The 20,501-nt window shown below is 61.2% G+C and carries 11 protein-coding genes and 1 other RNA gene; 1 reads left to right on the top strand and 11 read right to left on the bottom strand.

Going from position 1 to position 20,501, the window contains the following annotated elements:
• Positions 1 to 8: 8 nt before the first annotated feature.
• The 5 genes from AAAX73_RS04785 to AAAX73_RS04765 all read right to left on the bottom strand — a co-directional run bounded on the left by AAAX73_RS04785 (position 9) and on the right by AAAX73_RS04765 (position 5,757).
• Positions 9 to 722 (bottom strand): response regulator transcription factor, encoded by a 714-nt coding sequence (locus tag AAAX73_RS04785; RefSeq protein ID WP_349125192.1) that lies wholly within the window; start codon positions 720 to 722, stop codon positions 9 to 11.
• Between the two features lie 4 nt (positions 723 to 726).
• On the bottom strand, positions 727 to 2,352 hold the full coding sequence (locus AAAX73_RS04780; protein WP_349125191.1) for an ATP-binding protein: 1,626 nt from the start codon (positions 2,350 to 2,352) through the stop codon (positions 727 to 729).
• A 113-nt stretch (positions 2,353 to 2,465) separates the two neighbouring features.
• The gene (locus AAAX73_RS04775) at positions 2,466 to 2,636 is read right to left on the bottom strand and encodes a hypothetical protein (protein WP_156333780.1); all 171 of its coding nucleotides are present in this window, start codon (positions 2,634 to 2,636) and stop codon (positions 2,466 to 2,468) included.
• A gap of 60 nt (positions 2,637 to 2,696) precedes the next feature.
• The gene (locus AAAX73_RS04770) at positions 2,697 to 4,724 is read right to left on the bottom strand and encodes a KUP/HAK/KT family potassium transporter (protein WP_349125190.1); all 2,028 of its coding nucleotides are present in this window, start codon (positions 4,722 to 4,724) and stop codon (positions 2,697 to 2,699) included.
• Positions 4,725 to 4,881: 157 nt separating this feature from the next.
• Positions 4,882 to 5,757 carry a nitroreductase family protein gene (locus tag AAAX73_RS04765; RefSeq protein ID WP_349125189.1) on the bottom strand — a complete coding sequence of 292 codons (876 nt, stop codon included), beginning with the start codon at positions 5,755 to 5,757 and terminating at the stop codon, positions 4,882 to 4,884.
• Between the two features lie 213 nt (positions 5,758 to 5,970).
• Between AAAX73_RS04765 and AAAX73_RS04760 the strand changes: the two genes are divergently transcribed.
• Positions 5,971 to 8,271, top strand: coding sequence for an LTA synthase family protein (locus AAAX73_RS04760; RefSeq protein WP_349125188.1), 2,301 nt, complete (start codon positions 5,971 to 5,973; stop codon positions 8,269 to 8,271).
• Between the two features lie 494 nt (positions 8,272 to 8,765).
• Here AAAX73_RS04760 and AAAX73_RS04755 read toward each other — a convergent pair whose 3' ends face one another.
• From AAAX73_RS04755 to tadA, 6 genes are all read right to left on the bottom strand, one after another.
• The gene (locus AAAX73_RS04755; protein ID WP_349125187.1) at positions 8,766 to 12,854 is read right to left on the bottom strand and encodes a fibronectin type III domain-containing protein; all 4,089 of its coding nucleotides are present in this window, start codon (positions 12,852 to 12,854) and stop codon (positions 8,766 to 8,768) included.
• 801 nt (positions 12,855 to 13,655) lie between these two features.
• A complete protein-coding gene (gene bilS / locus AAAX73_RS04750) occupies positions 13,656 to 14,207 on the bottom strand; it encodes a flavodoxin family protein BilS (protein ID WP_329739085.1) in 552 nt (183 codons plus the stop codon).
• Between the two features lie 126 nt (positions 14,208 to 14,333).
• Positions 14,334 to 16,193, bottom strand: a complete 1,860-nt coding sequence (locus AAAX73_RS04745; RefSeq protein WP_349125186.1) for an ABC transporter ATP-binding protein — start codon at positions 16,191 to 16,193, stop codon at positions 14,334 to 14,336.
• A complete protein-coding gene (locus AAAX73_RS04740) occupies positions 16,194 to 18,068 on the bottom strand; it encodes an ABC transporter ATP-binding protein (RefSeq protein ID WP_349125185.1) in 1,875 nt (624 codons plus the stop codon).
• Positions 18,069 to 18,418: 350 nt separating this feature from the next.
• Positions 18,419 to 18,514, bottom strand: an RNA gene (gene ffs, locus AAAX73_RS04735) — signal recognition particle sRNA small type.
• Between the two features lie 176 nt (positions 18,515 to 18,690).
• Complete coding sequence (gene tadA, locus AAAX73_RS04730; RefSeq protein WP_349125184.1) at positions 18,691 to 20,472, bottom strand: tRNA adenosine(34) deaminase TadA; 1,782 nt, start codon at positions 20,470 to 20,472, stop codon at positions 18,691 to 18,693.
• Positions 20,473 to 20,501 lie beyond the last annotated feature (29 nt).

Below are 20,501 nucleotides of genomic sequence, written 5' to 3'. Positions count from 1 at the left end.
TTGGCGATCTAGCCTTGGGTGACCAATCGGTAACCGATACCCACGTGCGTTTGAATATAGCGCGGATGCGCGGGGTCGGACTCGATCTTCTTGCGCAGCGTGCCCATAAAGACACGCAGGCTCGCTAGGTCGCTCTTAGTTGCCGTACCCCAAATCTCGTGCAGGATAAACTGGTGCGTCAGTACCTTGTCGGCATTGTGCGCCAGCAGGCACAAAAGCTTGTACTCGATCGGCGTCAGATGCAGCTCCTCGCCATCCATCGTGGCGATGCCGGCATCAAAGTCGATATGCAGCTCGCCGGTATCGAACGAGCCCTCGGAGGCAACACTGCCCGTTTGCGTATACGAAAGGCGCCTGAGCGTCGTGCGAATACGCGCGAGCAGCTCCTCGACCGAAAACGGCTTGGTCAGGTAGTCGTCGGCGCCGGCATCGAGCGCGCGAATCTTGTCCGCGTCCTCGCTGCGCGCCGAGACCACGATGATCGGCATGCCCGACCATGCACGCACCGACTCCACCACCTTGACGCCGTCCATATCGGGCAGGCCCAGATCGAGCAGCACGATGCTCGGCGCCTGCGACGAGGCGGCGGCGATGGCGGCGTGAGCGGTCTCCACAGCCATATGGCGCAAGCCGTGTGCCTCGAGCGCGGCAACGATAAGATTGCGGACGGCGGGATCGTCCTCAACGACCAAGATGAGCGGTTTTACGGCAGAGTTCGGCACAGCGCTACTCCTTATCAAACGAAACGTCGGCGGCGGGAAGCTCAATCGTAAAGACCGAGCCGTGCGGCTCCGCCGCGGCAAACTCTATGCTACCGCCATGTGCCAGCGCAATGGAGCGGCACAGGGACAATCCCAGGCCCACGCTGCGTTGGCTATCGGCCAAGCCATGGTTGGCGGTGTAGAACGACTCAAAGATGCGCTCGCGGTCCTCGGGTGCAATGCCCGGCCCGTCGTCGGCGACCGAACACCTCACGCACCCGCCGTCAGCGCCAATCGAGATCACGATATGCGAACCCGCAGGCGTATAGGCAATGGCGTTGTTCACCAGGTTGACCACGAGCTGTACCATCAGGCGCGCATCGACGTTGACGAGCGCTGGCTCGTCGCACGCCACTACCTTAAGGTCGTGCTCGCGCACAGCCGGATTTACGTGGCGCAGCGCCTCCTCGACGATATCGTCCATGAGCTCGAGCGTGGTCGACAGGCGCATGCCACCACCCTCGAGCTTGGTGATGGCGAGCAGGTTCTCGACGGTGGCGTTGAGCCATTGTGCATCCGAGCGAATGGACAGGAGCATGCCGCGGCGCGTCTGGTCGTCGAGCACGGCCGTGCCGGTCGAGCCCTGGTCGAGCAGCACATCGGCATTGCCCGAAATACTGGTAAGCGGCGTGCGCAGGTCGTGCGAGATGGAGCGCAGCAAGTTGGCACGCAGCTGCTCATTTTTAGCGAGCACCGCCGCCTCCTCGCGGGCCTCCATGGCGCGGGCGCGATCGAGCGCCAGCTCTCCTTCGCTCACGATGGCATCGGCAAGTGTCCGCTCCTCGTGCGTCAGCACGTCGGGCTCGGCAACGATAGCCAGCACGCCCACCACCGAGGCGGGATCGCCCGCGCGCACCATGGTGTCGCCCGAGCGCACGGTCAGGTAGATGCCGTAGAACGCCGAGCCGCCGTAGGTGGCATCGAGCGGCGTTCCCACATAGGCGGACGCCGAGAGCCGTGGCGGCATCTGCGGCACCAGCTCGTGCACCGGCGCGGCATCGCCCACGGCCGTGTACGTCGCGCGCGGCAACAGGTCATCGTCTTCCGGATCGGCGCTGTACCACACGACCGGACAGCCCGAAAGACGCGCCAGCTGCGTTGCCATAGCATGGACAATCTGCTGCTGATCGGCGCAGCGCTGCAGCATGCGATTGGTCTCGAGTACCATCTGCGTACGACGGTCGCTGGCGGCGGCCTGCGCCAAGGCACGGCGCAGGGCCAGCGCAATCGAGCTCGACACGAGCGAGACCGCAAACATGATAAAGAACATGCCGGGATAGACGCGGTCGATGAGCGACAGCGAGTAGCGCGGGTCGACAAACAAATAGTTGTAGAGCGCCACGGCGGCAGCCGAGCTCAGCAGGCAATACAGGCGGCTCCAGGTAAAGAAAGCGCACAGCTGCACGGCGAACACATAGACGATCATGATGCTCGGCGCGAGACCCGGATGGTCGAGCAGCGCGCCCGCAATCGTCGCCGCGACCAGCAGCCCCGCCGATACGCAGGCGTCATACAGAGGGCTGCGACGCGTCAGCGTCGTGCGCCGCCACCAAAAGTTCTCGGCAATATCGCCGTCCGCATGGACGTCCATCAGCGCCCCGCCCCTCTCTCAAAAACAAAAACCACCACAAAGGGGACAGGCACCTTTGTGGTGGTTTCCCCTTGTGGTGGTTCCAAGTGTATAGCCTTTACAGCCTGCGGTCGTTAGACAAACAGCACGTGCGCGAGCAGGGCGCACACGCACACCGCTCCAAATACCAATGCCACGATCGAAATCACGCGATCGACCATGTCCATGTTGGCCCGATTCGTAAAGAACCGATCTTCGGCGGCGTCGACGCGCGCCTCACGGACGTCAAGTGTCCTTGCATCCATGTTTACCTCCCCGGCTTTAGTTTTGCTCATCGATAACCAACTCCGTGTAGTCTCCGTCGGCTACGGGCGCTCGTTGGGGGCAAGGCGCTGCATCTTGCTCACGGCCTTAAACTTGGTGAACAGCGGCACGTACTCAAAGCTCACGTTGGAGTTCTCCAGGCCGTACCAGCGCGCGGGCGTGCCGGCGGCGCGGCGGATGATGTACTTGAGCGTGATGGCCGTGCGCTCGCTCGGCTCCACGTCGCTTTCGGGCGCCAGCAGCTTGCGGATCATGACGAACTTGAACGTGCCAATGTTGCCCGGATCCTTATAGACCGAGTAGTCGTGCGTCTGCGACGGCAGCTCGCCGCTGGCAGCCAGGTCCTGAACAACTTGGCGCAGGTAGGCATTGACGCGTTGGTTAATCTTGTAGCCCAGGTACAGATGCACGCGGAACACGTAGTCGGTGCCGAACGTCTCGACCGAATAGGCAAAGGTATGCGGCTCGTCCATGGTCTCGACGTTCACGAACCACCAGGCGCGAGCGCGCTTGGGATGCTTGTCCAAGATCGAGTAGACGATATCACGGTCGATGTAGTCGGTATGGGTGTCCTTGGTCAGGTACACGATGTTGTCGCTCATGCGCTCGTAACGGTCGTCGTCGCGCAGGCGCTTGAGCTGCGGCAGATAGCTGCGCAGCGGCAGCAGCGTAAACTGGCGCTGTTCGACCGCCGTGCCGTTGTACCAGCACACCATAATGCCCATGATGAGTGCAGCCATGAGGATGGTGAAGTAGCCGCCGTGGAAGAACTTGGTGAGTGAGCTCACGAAGAAGAAGCCTTCGAGCAAAAGGAAGAAGGCCGCGAAGATCCACGGAGCAACCTTGAGCTTGCGCTCCTCGTGCAGGTAGAAGAAGAGCAGCAGCGTGGTGCACATCATAGTCAGCGTAATGGCAAGGCCGTAGGCGGCTTCCATATGAGCCGAGTTCTGGAACAGCAGCACCACGATGACGCAGCCGACAAGCATGACGTTGTTGACCATGGGGATGTAGAGCTGGCCTTTGGTCTCGGCCGGATAGAAGACCTGCATGTGCGGCATGAGGTCCAGGCGACTGGCCTCGGACACCAGCGAGAACGCGCCGGTAATGAGCGCCTGCGAGGCAATGATGGCCGCGATGGTTGAAAGGCCGACGGCAAACGGACGCAGGCCCGGGGCGAGCATCTGGTAGAACGGGTTAAGGTCGGCAATGCCCATGAGCTCGGGGTTGGCAGCGTTGTTCATAAGCCAAGCGCCCTGGCCCATATAGGACAGCAGCAAGCAGCACTTAACGAACGGCCAGGTGGCGTAAATGTTGCCGCGACCCACATGGCCCATGTCGGAGTAGAGCGCCTCGGCACCGGTGGTGGCGAGGAAGCAGCTGCCCAGAATCATGATGCCCGCGTGGTTGTTGGGGCTTAGCAAAAAGGCGATGCCGCGCACCGGGTTGAGGCACAGCAGCACGGCGGGGTGCTGGAAGACAAAGAACAGACCCGTGCCGCCCAGGAACAGGAACCACAGCGTCATGATGGGGCCAAAGGCGTGACCGATCTTGGCCGTGCCGATGCGCTGCACCAAGAAGAGCGCAATGATGATGGCGAGCGTGATGGCGACAACGCGGCCCTGGTCATCCCCGAGCACGGCGTGAACCGCAGGGATGGTGCGCAGGCCCTCGATGGCCGTGGTAACGGTAACAGCCGGCGTCAGGATGCCGTCGGCGAGCAGTGCGGCGCCACCCAGCATGGCGGGGATGATAAGCCACTTGCCGCAACGCTTGACCAGGCTGTACAGGGCAAAGATACCGCCCTCGCCGTGGTTGTCGGCGCGCAGCGAGATCAGCACGTACTTGACGGTCGTCAGCAGCGTGACCGTCCACACGACAAGAGAGAGCGCGCCGAGCACGAACTCCTCCGTCACGCTTCCGATGCCGCCGTTGCCGGCAACGAGCGCCTTGGTTACATACATAGGGCTGGTGCCGATGTCGCCGTACACCACGCCCAGCGTGACGAGCATCGCCGAGATGCTCACAGGAATCGCAGCGTGCGAGGCTGCCTCCTTGGCCTTTTGTTCCATAAGCCGGTTTCCTCCCAACTTTAATGTTCGAAGGGATTATAGGCAATCGGCCCATGTTTTAATGCACTGTTTTCCCAGCTAGATAAACATTTATACGGCCTTTATGCCATCGCGCGATATGGAATGTGACAAAGGGACGCCCCCTTTGCCACATTCGTCATTTTCCGAGCCAGTTTTTGAACCACCACTCCATGGAGCGACTCATCTCGGCCATAAAGGGACTGGTGTGTTTGCGGGTGTAGATATCCACCACGCGCTCCCCCACCTCGCGGGCATGCGGGCGAAACATCGCGTCCATCTCGGCCACCTGCGCGTCCATGGTCGCGGCATCCGCGCGGCAGTAGCGCTCCTCGTGCACCAGGTTCACCACGGGGTGCGCGATTGCCGGGCGCTCCTTACGGGGCGTGCCGATGATGAGCATCGACAGCGGCATGGTATAGGGCGGCAGATCGAGCAGCTCGGCAACTTCCTCGGCATTCTCGACGATATCACCGATGTAGCAGCTCCCCAGCCCCAGGGCCTCGGCGGCAACCACGGCGTTTTGGGCGGCGATCACGGCGTCCTGCGCCGCGATGGCAAAGTCGCCCAGACCCGGTGCACGACGGGGCGCCTTGCCCGTACGCTCTACAAACTCGGGCTCAAAGCAACCCACATGCTCAAACAGATCGATCCACTTGGCATAGTCGACCACAAATATTAGTGCCCAAGGCGCCTTGGCGATCATGGGCTGGTGGTCGCACAGGTCGGCCAGACGATCCAGCGTAGCCTGCTCGCGAATGCTCACGATGGAATACATCATCATGGCGCCTGCCGACGGCGCACGGCTCGCCGCATGCAGAATCGCCGCCCGCTGCTCGTCGGTCACCGCCACGGGGCGGTCGTCGTCATCACGCGCGAAGGCACGCGTGGAGGAACGGTGCTCCAACGTGTCCAGCACCGCATTGCCCGTCGTCTCGACCGGATAGCCACACGTATCCACGCCCACAGCTCCGTCGCAGTACTCGGCGCCCGTCATACAAACCTGCTCGCTCATCGCCCTGCCCTCGCCATTTCTTTAAGAAGCCTTTACGTTTCCGTGTAATTCCCGTCCATTATCGCGCAGGTCGCCACTACATTGCGCCACACCGCCACACGCGCGCGTTAATATGGCTGGTTGTTGTGCGCAGCCACCAATTGCAGCGCATATCTTGGTAACAATCGGGTAAACCCCCGCTTTCGTAGGTTTTAGTTTGTGAGGAGTCTCAGCATGTTCGCTGCCGCCATCTCGCTCGTCGGTCTTGCGGCGACCGTCTACCTTGTCTTGCGCGAGGCCAAGGCCATTCGCGCACAGTCGAGCACCGTTGCCAAGGGCGCTATCGCCTGGAGCGTCGCCTTCGGTCTGTTCCAGGTCTTTTTGACCGTCTGGGGCGCTATTGGTCTCGTCGCGCAAAACGAGCCGCTCGCCTTTGTGATGCTCATCCTGACCAATGCCATTCTCACCGGTTGCGCTTGGGCCAGCATCGCCCGCGACCGCATCGCCCCGCGCGTCTTTGCGTTCGCCAAGCCCGACGCCCCCGCCCCCACCGGCAAGCTCGCCCGCCTGCGCGGCGCCTTTGTGGGCAAACCGCTCGTCGCCGCCGTCCTGTGCCTGCTGCTCGCCGGCGTCTTTGCGCTGCTGGGCATAGAGGTTTCGTCCAACCACGACTTTACCTGGGTCTACCCCCTATGCATCCTGCTCGAGTGGGCCATCATCACCGTGCTCATGACCGGCCTGTTCTTCCTGTTCCAGCGCCACGGCGCAGCTCCCGCGGTCCTGGCCTTTGCCCTCTTTGTCCTGGGCATTGCCGAGTTCTTCGTCATCACGTTTAAATCCATGCCCATCCAGCCGGGTGACCTTTCGGCCATCTCCACTGCCGCCGCGGTCGCCGGCACCGGCTACACCTTCTCCATCTCGCTGTTCTGCGTGCTGTCCATGGGCTTTACCGCCATCGCCATGCTGCTGTGCGAGTACGCCGGCCTGGTCGCGCCGCATCGCCAGAAGGGCGCCGCCAACGCCAAGCGCATGCTGCTCACCAACCTGCTCGTAGCGGTGCTGTGCCTGGGTGGTGTGACCGCGCACGTCACGCTCATCGACTACTACAACACCCTCGGTATAACCGTCTACACCTGGCGTCCGCTCGAGAGCTACTGGCGCGAGGGCTACCTGCCCGCTTTCATTAGCGCGGCGCAGTCCATCAAGCCGCCCAAACCCGCCGACTACTCCGTCGACGATGCCAAGGCCACGCTCAAAAAGTACGCCAAGGCCTACGACAAGTCCGATGCCGCCAAGAGCGACGAGCGCGCCGCCGCAAAGGAGCAGTTCGACAGCGAGAAGCCCACGGTCATCGCCATCATGAACGAGACTTTCTCGGACCTGTCCATCTATCAGAACATGCGCGCCGGCTACGAGGGCCCGCAGTACTTTAAGAACCTGTCCAACTGCCTCAGCCGCGGCAAGCTCTACGTGAGCGCCTACGGCGGCGGTACCGCCAATACCGAGTTTGAGTTTATGACCGGCAACTCCATGGCCAACCTGGGCTCGGGCGTGTACCCCTACACCATCTACAACATGGAAACGACCGGGAACCTGGCAGAGCAGTTCAAGTCGCTCGGCTATTCCACCACGGCCATGCACCCCAACCACGCGACCAACTGGAACCGCGAGAACGTCTACAAGGACTTTGGCTTTGACCAGTTCCTGTCCATCAACGATTTCCAGGGCGCCGACACCCTGCGCGGCATGGTGACCGACCAGGCAACCTACGACAAGATTCTTGAGCTGCTCGACCAGAACGCCGATCCGCAGTTCATCTTCGACGTAACCATGCAGAACCACTCGGGCTACGATACGGGTCTGCTGCCGGTCGACAAGCAGATGCACCTCAACATCGACACGACCGACCTGGACACCAAGACCGTCGAGGACGGCACGCTCTCCGATGTCGACGAGTACGTCTCGTGCATTGAGCAGTCCGACCAGGCACTGCGCTACTTCCTCAACGCCTTGAGCAAGCTCGACCGCAAGGTGGTCGTGGTGTTCTGGGGCGATCACCAGCCGTTCTTCCCGTCCAAGTTCAACGATAAGTGGTTTACCGGCGAGGACGACGCTACGCATCAAGAGCGCCTGTGGCAGACCGACTACATCATCTGGGCCAACTACGACGTTGCCGGCTGCGACCAGACGAGCGAGGTCGATGACCTGTCCACCAACTATCTGTCCACCCAGCTGATGCAGCTGATCGGCGCACCTCTCTCCGACTACCAGAAAGCGCACATGACGCTGCGCGAGTCGCTGCCCGCCATCAACTCGGTGGGCTACGAGGACGCCAGCCTGCGCTGGGCGCTCTCCTCCAACGTCACCGGTGACGACGACGCCGCCGCGGCTGCCGCCAAGGCACGCGAGGATTACGCCAAGATGCAGTACTACGAGATGTTCCGCGACGGCAAGAACGTCTACACGGAGCACTTCCAGACCGAGGCCAACGAGACCGACCCCAACCTGGCACCGGGTACGACCAAGATCAAGTAGCAGCGCGTCTTAACTGGTTCGTCTGCCCGGCGACGCGGAACGTAAGGTTCCCTGCTCGGACAGTCCTGCGCAAGACGGAGGCCACATTAAGTGGCCTCCTTTGCGTGCGGAACTCGCGATGAACCTTACATACCTCCGCCCGGACAGACGCCCTGTTGTTGGAGCATGGCTTGTCTTGGGTGTATCGCCGAACATATATAAGTTGAAGGCCACGTTATGTGGCCTTCTTTGTTTGCGGAAAGTGTGTCCCGGAATTCTTGTCTGGAATGGGATGCAGTTTCCGCTTGGGACCCGATTGGGAAAGTGTGTCCCACTATTCAGCTGGATTCCGGGATGTATTTTCCGGTTGAGGCTCGTTGGGAAAATGTGTCCCGTTCCGGGCGCTAATTGTGGGATGCAGTTTCCGCTTGCGGAGTCTCCACTCAACAGAAAACCCGGGTGGCCTGTTTTTTGGCTACCCGGGTTTTTGGGTTGTCGATATGTTCGACTGGCTACTAGTGGGTCTTGCGGCGCTTGATCAGCATGATGAGGGCTATCACTACGAGCGTTGCTCCCGCTGCTGCTGCGGTGGCGACTAGGGCGAATGTTTGGTCGCCGGTGTTTGCGAGGTTCTTCGCTGTGGTCGTAGTCTTGACCTTGGTGTCGGTCTTAGCTCCGTTGTCGGACTTGGGCTTGTCCGGGTTCGTCGGGGTCTTAGGAGTCTCGGGGTCCTTTGAGCCTTCGGAATCGGTTGGGCCGGCGGTGTTTACCAGCGTATGGTCCAGGAACTTCTTGGCGCCCGCACTTGCCTGTGAGAACAGGCGGCGCATGCGGATCGGGGTGGCGTTCACCGTTGTGGGCGCCGTCTCCTCGGCCTCGATATTCACGAGCGTCGTGCCGGTGTCGAGGCCCACGTCGTTGTATCCCACGTGGCAGTAATACTGCGCACCGTCATCGTCTGCGGTCAGGTCAATCTCGAGCTTTGAGGCCGTTCCAGCCGCGAGGTTGCCATCGGCACCCACGAGCTTAAACTCTGTCTCGCCGCGGCCCTTGCGGTACCACACATAGGTCGGTGCCAGCCCTGTTTCGCTATCGTCGGCACCGAGTTGCTTCACATGGCCAATCGCCGAGAGCGTCAGGTGGCTTCCCGCCGTGCGCTCAACCGAAGAGTCGTATCCAAAATCCGACCCCTCCGCAGCATCCGCCGCAGGTCCGCTCACGGTCATCGTCATGCCATCGGGCATGGTCTTGACCGTGATGATTGCCGAGCGAATACCTGTTTCGGTCGTGGATCCATTCTTAACGGCGGCGATGGCGAATCGATACTCCGTATTGGGCTGCAGCCCATCCCACTTGAGCGAGGTCTGCGTGTTGTCGGCAATCTTCCAGCTATTGACGACCGCATCCGCCGCATTGCTCTGCAGCATGCCCACGCCGTAGCTAAAGCCACTCTTGTTTGCGAGTACATCGTCCCAGCTAAACGTAACGCTGGTCGAATCGACGGCGTTTGCCGTAAAGCCCGTCACGGCCGGCGCGTCGGGCATCTCGACGTCCTTAACGTCATAGCCCACGATCCAGAACTGGTCGGTGTCCTTGGTGCCGAGCTTGTCGCCCGAGTCTGCCTCGAACTTGTCGACATCCACCGCGTTGACGCCCAGACGCCACACAAAACCGTACTTGCCCTGCGCGGCCTCGGGCAGGTTGTCGACGGTGCCGCCGTATTCGGTCGATTCACTCGAGGAGTTACCCGTAGTAAAGCCGGCGTTGGCACCAAAGCACAGGCCGCCAAACAACTCGTGCTTTGCGAGCTTCGCGCCCATGACAACGCTGCCGTTCAGCGTCAAGCCGAGCTCGAGCTCCTGCTCCTTGCCCTCCTCGACTTCGATGGTCTGCTCAATGCTCGCCCCCGACTGCGCGGCGGCGCCGTTAAACCCATCGTGCGTGTAGGCGCGCGTTACGCCAGGCTTGCCCAGGCCAAAGGAATCCCCAACGGGAGTCTCGCCGTTGAGCGTCGTTTGATAGGTTCCGGGTTCTCCCGACCGGTTGGTCAAAAAGTAGCTGAGCGGCGTCATATTGTGCTGTTTGGCAATGCGGTCATAGGCCTCGACATTAACGACCGAGGTCTGCGCGCCGAGCGACACGGGCGCCGCCATCACGCCCTTGCCACCAGTTTCCTCATTTTCGATCTCATACTCGTAATAGACCATCGGAATCGTGTAGAGCACGGCCTTGTCACCCTCGCCGGCATGCGACTCATAGCTTACGCTTGCGCTGACCGTGCGCTCGCTCCGGTAGTCATAGCATCCCTCGGCGGCAAAATCGACTGAAGCATTCATCGCGACCAGGGGCGGACCGGTCTGCACCTCGACGGCAACGCCCAACTCGGCGCCAATGGTATAGCCCTGGGATGTCCCCGTGCCCTTTTCCTCTCCGTATGACGTGCCGCCCAACACCAGATAGCCGTATGCCTGCTCCAGATCCTCAACATAGGGCGCATCCTGCAGCACGGCAAGCACACGCGGGTTGGTATAGACCTTGTAGCGGTCCTTGTACGTGATCTTGACGCTGTCGTTGTCGACATCGGGCAGCGCGAGCGAGATAAATGTGCCGTAGGTAGTGCCGCGACGGTTGCTCTCGCTAATCACCTGCTCCTCGCCGCGGCGCACCTTTCCGTTCTCGTCGAGCGAAAAATGCGAGGCGGTCATCCAATAGTAGTCATCGTTCTTGCGCAGGTCCTCGTCGCGGTGCTTGCCCACCACGGCGATAAAGCTCTCGTTATAGCGGTCCGAACCCGAGACGCTGCCCGCCTTAACGTCGCTGATCCACACCTGCTCTATACCCTTGTGGTCATGCTTGTTGCTGCTGTTGTATTGCTGACCGCTCATGCTCATGGTTCCGACCATGGACCCCAAGCCCTGAGCCCCGCTCTGTGCCGTGTTGCAGGCAAAGTCGCGGAACACATCGCCGCCCACGAGCACCTCGTCGACCGCCAGCTGCTCGGACGGGCCGTCAAGGTTGGCAGTGGCAAGGGCAATAGGCGCCAAGGTGCACGGATAGCGCTTATCCTGAGCGCTATCCTTCCATGCGCTGTTGGGCACATGCATCAGCCCATAGGAGGCGAGGAGCCCGTCTCTGTATTCCTTGCAATCGGAAAGCTTGAACTCGCCAGACTCCGAGTCAAAATACGCGTAGCGGTACAGCGCGCCGTACAGCCCCTTGCTGCCGTCAGAAGCGCCGTAATCAAAAGCGCTGCGTTGCCAGTCATAGCCCGCAAGAATAAGGCCCGTGACGGTTTCACCCGTCTTCTTTCCTTCTTCATCGTAGGCGGCAAACGTGCCGAACGTCACATTCGCAGCGACCATGGTCTTGCCGTTCGCGGAGAGGGAGATTGCGCCCGCGTCGCCCAGAGCATCGACATGGACGAGCGCACCCTTGGATGCATCCCACGAAAACAGCTCGCAATGCGTCGACTTATCAATATTCTTCTTGCCGTAGGGTGCCGAGACCACGATGGCGAGGTCATCGCAAAAATCGCGATCGAGGTCGCCGGCCGCTAGCGAAACGACAGGAGCTGACTGAAGCTGCGTCCAGGAGTCGTTCCCGCCCTTGTTGTGCGTGGTGTAGTCCGCGGCGTTACCGGCATCGATCTTGACGACGCTTTGCTTCCAGTTGCCGCCCTCCAAGTCATACATGTCGACTACAGCCTTGCGCACGCCGTTCTCGTCGACATAGCAGCCCGCGTAGACAAAAAGCTCGTCGACGCCGTCGCCATCGACATCGCCCGCCTCGACATCAAAGACGGCGTCGTGCTCTTGCAGGTAACCGGCATCCAGGTACTTAAAACGGCCTTCGTACATCATATTAGTGTTGACCGTCACCGGCAGGTGTGTGTCGAGAGTGCGCGTGCGCCCGTTGCTAAACGAGTAGAGGACCAGCTCAACCTTTCCGGCGTATGACTTGCCGTCAATCGTCGTGGAGGAACTGTCGCCGTAGGCACGGAGCTCGGCAACGCGGCTCTTTTTGCCCGTGCTGGCGTCGCTGCAGAACTCAACACTCGTGGCGTGAATGCCCGAGAAACCGTTGTTGTCGTTGGCGAGTACTGTTGAGGACTCATTGTTGCTTAGGTACGACCAGGTGCCGCCACCGTAGTCGCTATGCTTGTAGAGATCGCTGTTCGTATCGAAGTTGTTGACGTTTTGCCAGAACTTTGCGGCGCCCCACACACTTCCATAGCCATCGGTGAGTTTGCTGCTGCCGCCAATGTCACCGCGCTCGACGTTCTCGAGCTTGTCGCGCAGAGTGTAGCGATTGCCATGGCTACCGTTAGCTGCCATATAGACCTCGCTGCGCGTGGCAAACGTCGTGGGGGTATCAGTGGAATAGGGGCCAACGGTATCGGCCGGAATGTCCTCGCTCGTGCCCAGACCCAGGGCTTGATAATCCTGCTCGGTCATATCGGTGATTGCGGGCGCGTCTGCCGCCTGGGCAACCTGGGGCGTGGCCGTGAAGCAGGCGACGCTCGTGGCGATCAACGCAGCAAGCGCCGCCATCCCAACAAGCGGGATTTTCGACAGCCTACGGATACGGGGGTGTGGAACGTACATGAGGGACCTCGCTTTATTCGAGTGGAGTGGACTCATTTTTGCAAATGATACATCCGATGCCCGATATCACGTGTCTCATTTTCGCCAACGGCGTGTCTCATTTTTGAGAATCCGAGATGCCGCGGAAATCTTATCCCAGCTCAAAGGCCATTTCTGGGATGTATTTTCCGTCGAGCGCCTCATCGGGAAACTGCATCCCATTTCAAGCGTCGATTCTGGGACGCACTTTCCCCTTAGACCCTCAACCGGAAACCGCATCCCACTTTGAGCGCAAATTCCGGGATGCATTTTCCGCTTGAGCCTCATTGGGAAACGGCGTCCCACTTTGAGGGCTGATTGTGGGATGCATTTTCCGGTTTTGCTCTCATTGGGAAAATGCATCCCGTTTCTTGACCGAATAATGGGACGCAATTTCCCGTTGGAGCGCCTTTGGGAAAGTGTGTCCCACTTCGACCGCCCAGAGTGGGATGCACTTTCCGCAAAGCACCTCAACGGGAAACTACGTCCCATTCCAAAGGCAAATTCCGGGACGCATTTTTCGAAAGCCTGCCCATCCGGAAAGCCCGTCCCACTTTGGACGCATCCGGGCACGGAACCATCGACCTATCAGGCCTCCCATCAATAAAGAGGCGTCCTCCCGGACGGCGGGGCACGAAGTTCATCGCGAGTTCCGCACGCAAAGAAGGCCACTTAATGTGGCCTTCGTCTTGCGCAGGACTGTAGAGCAGGGAACTTCGTGCCCCGACGCCCGGGAGGACGTTTCATTTAGAAAGATGGACCGACCGCCGTCAGCGATGAGAGCTACTCCCCCAGCACGGCCTTTTTGGCGGCTGCAGCCATGTTGTCCAGATCTTCCTTGGTGGGGTGATCCTTTGCGGCGACCCAGTTATCGAGCAGCATCTTAAAGCGGACATTGTCGGGATCTTGCTCGAGCATGGCCTCGTAGCGCTGCTTTACGGCAGGGCCCATCTTGCCCTGGCACATCGCCCAACCCGCAAGCTCGGCATCCTCAGCCAAATTGGAGGTCACACGATCGATAATCTGCTGATAATAGCTCTGGTCGGCCCCAAAACCGCAGGTGCCAAACAGAAAGACGCGCTTGCCGTGCAAGGCGGAAAGCAACGCCGCGACCGAAGGCGTGCACGCGCCCTTGTCGCACCAAAAACCGACGAGCACTGTGTCGGCCGCGCAGGCGCCCTGCGCCTCGAGCGCAACCTGATCTGCATCCGCATCGTCGCTCAACGCCGCGGCATGGACAAACTCAACGCCCGCAGCCTGCAGAGTGCGCTTGATCGCACCCGAAACCATCCTGGTATTACCGCTCTTGCTGTTGACCACCAAAGAGCATGTCATAGTCACGTTGCTCGTTTCCCCCAAAACTAAAGCCACTAATGCAATTTATTAGATGAATATCTTAGTACTAACGTGACAGATGTAAACCACCGTCTGTCGATTGATTAATTTGCACCACGGGCTTGCTCACTGGGCAAACTGGCTGCGGTAGAGTTCGGCGTAGAAGCCGCCTGCCGCTAGCAGCTCGTCGTGCGTGCCGCGCTCGATAATCTGGCCGTCGCGCATGACCAGAATGCAATCGGCGTTGCGGATGGTGCTCAGGCGGTGCGCCACGACAAAGCTTGTGCGGCCGGCCATGAGCTCGTCGAATGCCGCCTGAACCTGCAGCTCGGTGCGGGTATCGATGCTCGAGGTCGCCTCGTCCAGTAGCAGAATCGCCGGGTCGGTGAGCATGACGCGCGCGATGCACAGCAGCTGCTTTTGGCCCTGACTAAACGTGCCGCCGTCCTCGCCAATCACCGTGTCGTAGCCGCCTGGCAGCTGCACGATAAACTTGTGCGCGTGCGCGCGCTTGGCGGCTTCGATGACCTGCTCGCGCGTAGCTCCTGGGCAACCGTAAGCGATGTTGTCCGCCACCGTGCCCTCGAACAGCCACGTATCCTGCAGCACCATGCCAAAGGCGCGGCGCAGGCTTGCACGCGTGTAGTCACGCGAAGACCGGCCATCGACCATGATGCGGCCGGCATCGATATCGTAAAAACGCAGCAGCAGATTGATGAGCGTTGTCTTTCCGCAGCCCGTGGGACCGACCAGGGCAAAGCGCATGCCGGGCTTAGCCTCGATGCAGATGTCCTGCAGCAGTTTGCGGTCGGGCACGTAGCTAAAGTCCACATGCTCAAGGGTCACCTCACCCTGCGGGGTGGCAAGTTCCACGGCATCCGCCGCATCGGGCTCCTGCTCGCGTGCATCGAGCAGCGCGAACATGCGACGCGCCGAGGCGTACGCGGTCTGGATCTGCGTAATGACGTTGGTAACCTCGTTGAACGGCTTGGTGTACTGGTTGGCATAGGACAGGAAAATCTGCACGCCGCCCACCGTAAGCGCCGCCGGCACGCCCGTGATCACGCCCACGCAGCCGATCACAGCGACCACGGCATAGATGATGTTATTGATAAAGCGAGTGCCGGGGTTAGAAAGCGAACCCATAAACTGCGCGCGCTCACCTGCCGCGTAGAGCTCAGCGTTGAGAGCATCGAAGCGCTGCTGGGCGTTGGAACCATAGGCAAACGCGTCCACGAGCTTCTGCTCGCCCACGTATTCCTCGATATGGCCGCCGAGCTGGCCTTGAATGCGCTGCTGGGCCGCAAAGCTCTTGTTGGAGAGCTTTGCGATGGCGCCGGCCGCAAAGATGGAAAGCGGCGTGACGAGCACCACCACAAGCGTCATGGTCAGGTTGATGGAGAGCATAAACGCGAGCGTGCCGACGATGGTGATGACGCCGGTGAAGAGCTGGGTAAAGCCCTGCAGCAGACCGTCGCCCACCTGGTCGACATCGTTGACCACACGGCTCATAAGGTCGCCGTGGGCATGGCTGTCGATAAAGCTGAGCGGCATGCGGCTGAGCTTGTCGCTTGTCTCCACGCGCATATCGCGCACCGTCTCGTAGGACAGGCGGTTTACGCAGTAGCCCTGCAGCCACTGGAAGGCCGCGGCCCCCACCACGACGAGCGCGAGCTTGGTGACGAGCGGCAGCAGCGCATCGAAGTCCACTTGGCCCGCGGCGATAATCAGGTCGATGCCCTCGCCAATGAGAATAGGCGTATAGAGCTGTAAGATCACCGAGACGGCGGCGCTCACAAACGACGCCGCAAACGAAACGCGATGCGGGCGAACATAACCCAGCAGGCGGCGAGTCACCGCTCCCACGGGATAGCGCTCAGGGTCGCCGGGTTGGCGCGGACCGTCACCCAGGTCGTTGAGGTTATCGTTGCCGGACACGTTGGCCGTCATCGTGGCGACCGAACCGGAAGAAGTGTACGGATTCATTTAGCAGCCCTCCTTTGCGCAAGTGGATGCCGGGGCAGCCGGGGCGGACGCGGGACTTGGGACGGACGCGGGTGCCGCGCTCCCCTGCTGGCCCTCGAGCTCCTCGCGACGAAGCTGCGACTGGCAAATCTCGCGATAGAGTTGGCAGTTTGCGTACAGCTCGTCGTGCGTGCCCAGGCCCGCAACCGAGCCGTGGTCGAGCACGCAGATCATGTCGGCATCGCGCACGGTCGAGACGCGCTGGCTCACGATGACGGTCGTCAGCGGCAGCCCGCCCCCGGCGGCACCGCGACCGCTGCGCTCGCGGATGGCGTGACGAAGCGCCGCGTCGGTCTTAAAGTCGAGCGCCGAGGCGGAGTCATCCATAATCAGGATCTGCGGCGAGCCCACCAAGGCACGCGCAATGGTCAGGCGCTGGCGCTGGCCACCGCTAAAGTTCTTGCCGCCCGCCTCGACCGGGGCGTCGAGCCCCTGTGGCTTGTTGCGCACGAACTCGCTGGCCTGCGCCATATCGAGCGCCGCCCAGAGCTCCTCGTCGGTCGCCACCTCGTCGCGCCAGGTCAGGTTGCTGCGGATCGTGCCACTCACCAGCGACGCGCGCTGCGGGACGGTCGCGACCGCATGGCGCAGCTGGTCGAGCGGCCAAGCGCGCACGTCGGTAGCCATCACGCACACGCTGCCGGCACCTGCATCGTACAGGCGCGGGATCAGCGAGACGAGCGTGGACTTGCCGCTGCCCGTGCCGCCGATAATACCGAGCGTTTTGCCCAGCGGCAGATCCAGAGTCACGTCGTTTACGGCATTTGCCGCGCCCGCGCCAAACGAAAAACTCGCATGGTCAAAGCTCAGCGCGGAAACCGGAGTGGTGTCCCCCGCCAGGTCGCTCGGCTCAGGCAGCGCGACCGGCTGGTTGCCCTCGTCGGTGATGCTCGGCACGCAATTGAGCACCTCATTGATGCGCGACGCGCTGGCGCTCGCCTTGGTAAAGACAACGACCAGGTTGGCGACGTACACGATGGAGGCGAGGGTCTGCGTCATATAGTTCACAAACGCCATGACCTGGCCCTGCGTAAGTTCACCTACGTTGACCTGGATGCCGCCCACCCACAGGATGGCGCACACGCCCAGGTTCATCACCAAAAACGTGACGGGGTTGAGAATCGACGAGAGCTTGCCCACCGCGATGGCAGTATTGGCCTGGTCATCGGCGGCTTGGGCAAAGCGCTCGCGCTCATGGTCCTCGCGCACAAAGGCGCGAGCCACGCGGGCGCCCGAAAGCCCCTCGCGGCAAATGAGCGCAATGCGGTCGAGCTTTGCCTGCAGCTGCTTGTAATACGGGATGCAGCGCGCCATGACAAACCAAAACACCAAGCCGATAGCAGGCGTGCAGATCAAAAAGATGATGCCGAGCTTAAGGTCGATGGCAAGGGCCGCAACCATGGAACCCACCGCCAGGAAGGGCCAGCGGATGAGCATGCGCACGCCCAGCGCCACGGCAAGCTGCACCTGGTTGACGTCGTTGGTGATGCGGGTGATAAGCGACGGCGTGCCAAAGCGATCGAGCTCGGCGTAGCTCAGCTTATTGATGTGCTCGTAGAGCGCGCCGCGAATGTCGGTGCCCATGCCCTGCGAGGTGAGCGCCGCCATCTTTTGGCAGACGAGCGTAAACGAGATGCCGATCACGGCCATAGCGGCAAGTACCATGCCGTAGTGGATAACGGCGCTCACGTCGTGCGAGCCAATGCCCTTATCGATCATCTGGGCAATCACCAGCGGCGTCAGCAGGTCAAAGATCACTTCGATCAGCTTGCACGCAGGACCAACCACCATATACCGGCGAAACTTACCACCAAAACGCCTGAGCAGCTCAATCATGTATAGGCGCTCCCTATCATCATCTCTCTTCAATCTGATTCATGATAGTACGGAGAGCCCTGGAGATGCGTAAGCAACTCGTTACAGAACAAGCCCCCGAAACAATCAGGAAACTAGGCACAGAGACAAAGCGCCCGAACATGTTTTGGCAAAGCCAATGAGCAGCACTAGACAAGGGATTGAATTGTTCAGATTAACGCGCCTTTACGGGTGATTTTTGGACGACGGGGCCCGGCCGGCGGCGAGGTGTTTGGTAGTCGAGCGATCCCGCAGGCAAAGCCGAGGACCAGCGAGACACCAAATACCTCGCCGCCGGCCGGGCCATGTCGCGGCACCAAAAAACGCCCGTGCGCTCGATGGATTCGGATGCCCGACAGAGGCTCCTTATGGCTGCTTCCTTCCGGACCTGACCAGATTCGGAACATGTCGTCATCCGAACCCATCGAACGCGCTAGGCGCTCGGTATATCTTACCCGCTCCCGCCCGATGGGGCAAGATAGCTAATTTGGGACAGGGCCAAAAGACCACTTTTGAGTTGCGGTGGAATAGTTCCTGTTTTACGACCCAAGGCCAAAAACAGGAACTATTCCACCGCAACTTATTGAGACTTGCCCGGAAAGACTTAGATACGGGCGAGGTCGTAGGATCGGGCGGCGGCTTCACCGGCGCAGATGAGGTTGGTTGTGGCTTCCTGGGGGTCGAGCGCTTGGTCAAGGGGCATGGGTCTGCGACAGACCGGCAGAACTAAGTCGACACCCTGCCCATACACCGCATCCAGGTTGTCGGCACGACCGCCCACGACGGCAACAACCGGCTTGCCATAGCGCTTGGCACGGCGGGCCACACCCACCGGCGCCTTGCCGGCGGCGGATTGCTCGTCCATATTGCCCTCGCCTGTAATGACCAGGTCGACATCGCGCACGCGCTCGTCAAACCCAATCAAATCGAGCACTGTCTCCACGCCCGAACGCAACTCGGCACCGAGCGCCAGCAGCGCGGCACCCAGGCCGCCGGCAGCACCGGCACCGGGCACACCGAGCACCGAGCCAAATGTCCGTGCGCCCTCGGGCGCACGCAGCAGCCCCTGGGCTCGCACCTCGAAAATCGCCGCATCAAGCAGGCGGCCGTAGCCGACCATCCAGCTGTCGTACCTGCGCAGCACCTCAGCATCACCCGTCGGCAGACCCTTCTGCCCACCGAACACCGCCAGTGCGCCTCGACGCCCCACGAGCGGATTCTCGACATCGGAAAGCACCACAAGACGCGCGCCATTCAGTACCCGAAGCGGTGGTGTCAAATCGATACTCGCCACATGTTCAAGGCCCGCGAGACCGGGGGCGATATTGCAGCCACACTCATCAACAAGGTGGGCACCCAGCGCCTGCAGCATGCCGGCGCCACCGTCGTTGGTGGCACTGCCGCCCAGACCAATATAGATAGTCTTTGCCCCCGCGCGGACCGCGCGAAGTATGAGCTCGCCCACGCCATAGGTCGAAGCCGCAAGCGCCGCCGATTCCGTGCAGGGTGAATACCCAATACCCGCCGCCTCGGCCATCTCAATTACAGCCGAGTCGTGCTCGTCGTCCACCAGCATCCGGGCAGACACGCGATAGTCCAAGGGGCCTGCAACCTCACAGGTCGAGAGCACGCCGGCGCGCGCGGCGATGGCATCGAGCGTTCCCTCGCCACCATCTGCCAGCGGCAAAGCGTTCAACTCGGCATCGGGCCACACACGGCGCATGCCTTCGGCAACGGCCTCCTCCGCCTGTGCACTCGAAACGCTGCCTTTAAAGGAGTCGATCGCCAGCAGCACACGGCGGGGCCGGTGGCACGCGGGACCAAAGACAACCGCCTCAACGGCGATATCTTCGGCACACGCGAGCGCCTCGGCATGAGCGGCATGCGCCTCAAGATCGGCCCCGCAACCGCAGCCAGCACCATCGGCGCCACGCAGCCCACTAAAATAGTCGCTCAGCATCTCGCGGCACTCGCCTGCCAGCACGCCGGCGGTCACATTAAATCGATGGTTCAGGCGCGAATCGACATTGAGGTCGTACAGCGAACCCAGCGCGCCCGCCTTGGCATCAGTCGCGCCATACACGCAGCGCCCCACGCGCGCGTTGACCATAAGCCCCGCACACATGCAGCAAGGCTCGAGCGTTACATAGACCGTGCAATCGGAAAGGCGCCAACGACCGAGCAACCGAGCGGCAGCGCACAGGGCCGAAAACTCGGCATGCGCCGCAGGGTCCTGGTCGAGTTCTCGGCGATTATGCGCCCTCGCGACAATCTCGCCCGCGCGCACTACCACGGCGCCAATCGGTACCTCGCCCACCGCAGCGGCGGCGCGCGCCTCGGCCAGCGCCTCGCGCATGAACTTCTCGTCGATTTCGGTGCTCGTCATCGTTCGCCTTCCCTGTTGCAAATTCAAAA

The sequence above is a fragment of the Collinsella sp. CLA-ER-H9 genome (genome assembly GCF_040092295.1).
Lineage (GTDB): Bacteria > Actinomycetota > Coriobacteriia > Coriobacteriales > Coriobacteriaceae > Collinsella.
The sequence above is the reverse complement of the archived record's forward strand: the minus strand, read 5'-3'. Positions and strand labels throughout refer to the sequence as shown.

Excerpts from the sequence above, each read along its gene's own strand:
- AAAX73_RS04780 (WP_349125191.1), bottom strand. The coding sequence starts at position 2,352 with ATGGACGTCCATGCGGACGGCGATATTGCCGAGAACTTTTGGTGGCGG.
- AAAX73_RS04775 (WP_156333780.1), bottom strand. The coding sequence starts at position 2,636 with ATGGATGCAAGGACACTTGACGTCCGTGAGGCGCGCGTCGACGCCGCC.
- AAAX73_RS04770 (WP_349125190.1), bottom strand. The coding sequence starts at position 4,724 with ATGGAACAAAAGGCCAAGGAGGCAGCCTCGCACGCTGCGATTCCTGTG.
- AAAX73_RS04765 (WP_349125189.1), bottom strand. The coding sequence starts at position 5,757 with ATGAGCGAGCAGGTTTGTATGACGGGCGCCGAGTACTGCGACGGAGCT.
- AAAX73_RS04760 (WP_349125188.1), top strand. The coding sequence starts at position 5,971 with ATGTTCGCTGCCGCCATCTCGCTCGTCGGTCTTGCGGCGACCGTCTAC.
- AAAX73_RS04755 (WP_349125187.1), bottom strand. The coding sequence starts at position 12,854 with ATGTACGTTCCACACCCCCGTATCCGTAGGCTGTCGAAAATCCCGCTT.
- bilS (WP_329739085.1), bottom strand. The coding sequence starts at position 14,207 with ATGACATGCTCTTTGGTGGTCAACAGCAAGAGCGGTAATACCAGGATG.
- AAAX73_RS04745 (WP_349125186.1), bottom strand. The coding sequence starts at position 16,193 with ATGAATCCGTACACTTCTTCCGGTTCGGTCGCCACGATGACGGCCAAC.
- AAAX73_RS04740 (WP_349125185.1), bottom strand. The coding sequence starts at position 18,068 with ATGATTGAGCTGCTCAGGCGTTTTGGTGGTAAGTTTCGCCGGTATATG.
- tadA (WP_349125184.1), bottom strand. The coding sequence starts at position 20,472 with ATGACGAGCACCGAAATCGACGAGAAGTTCATGCGCGAGGCGCTGGCC.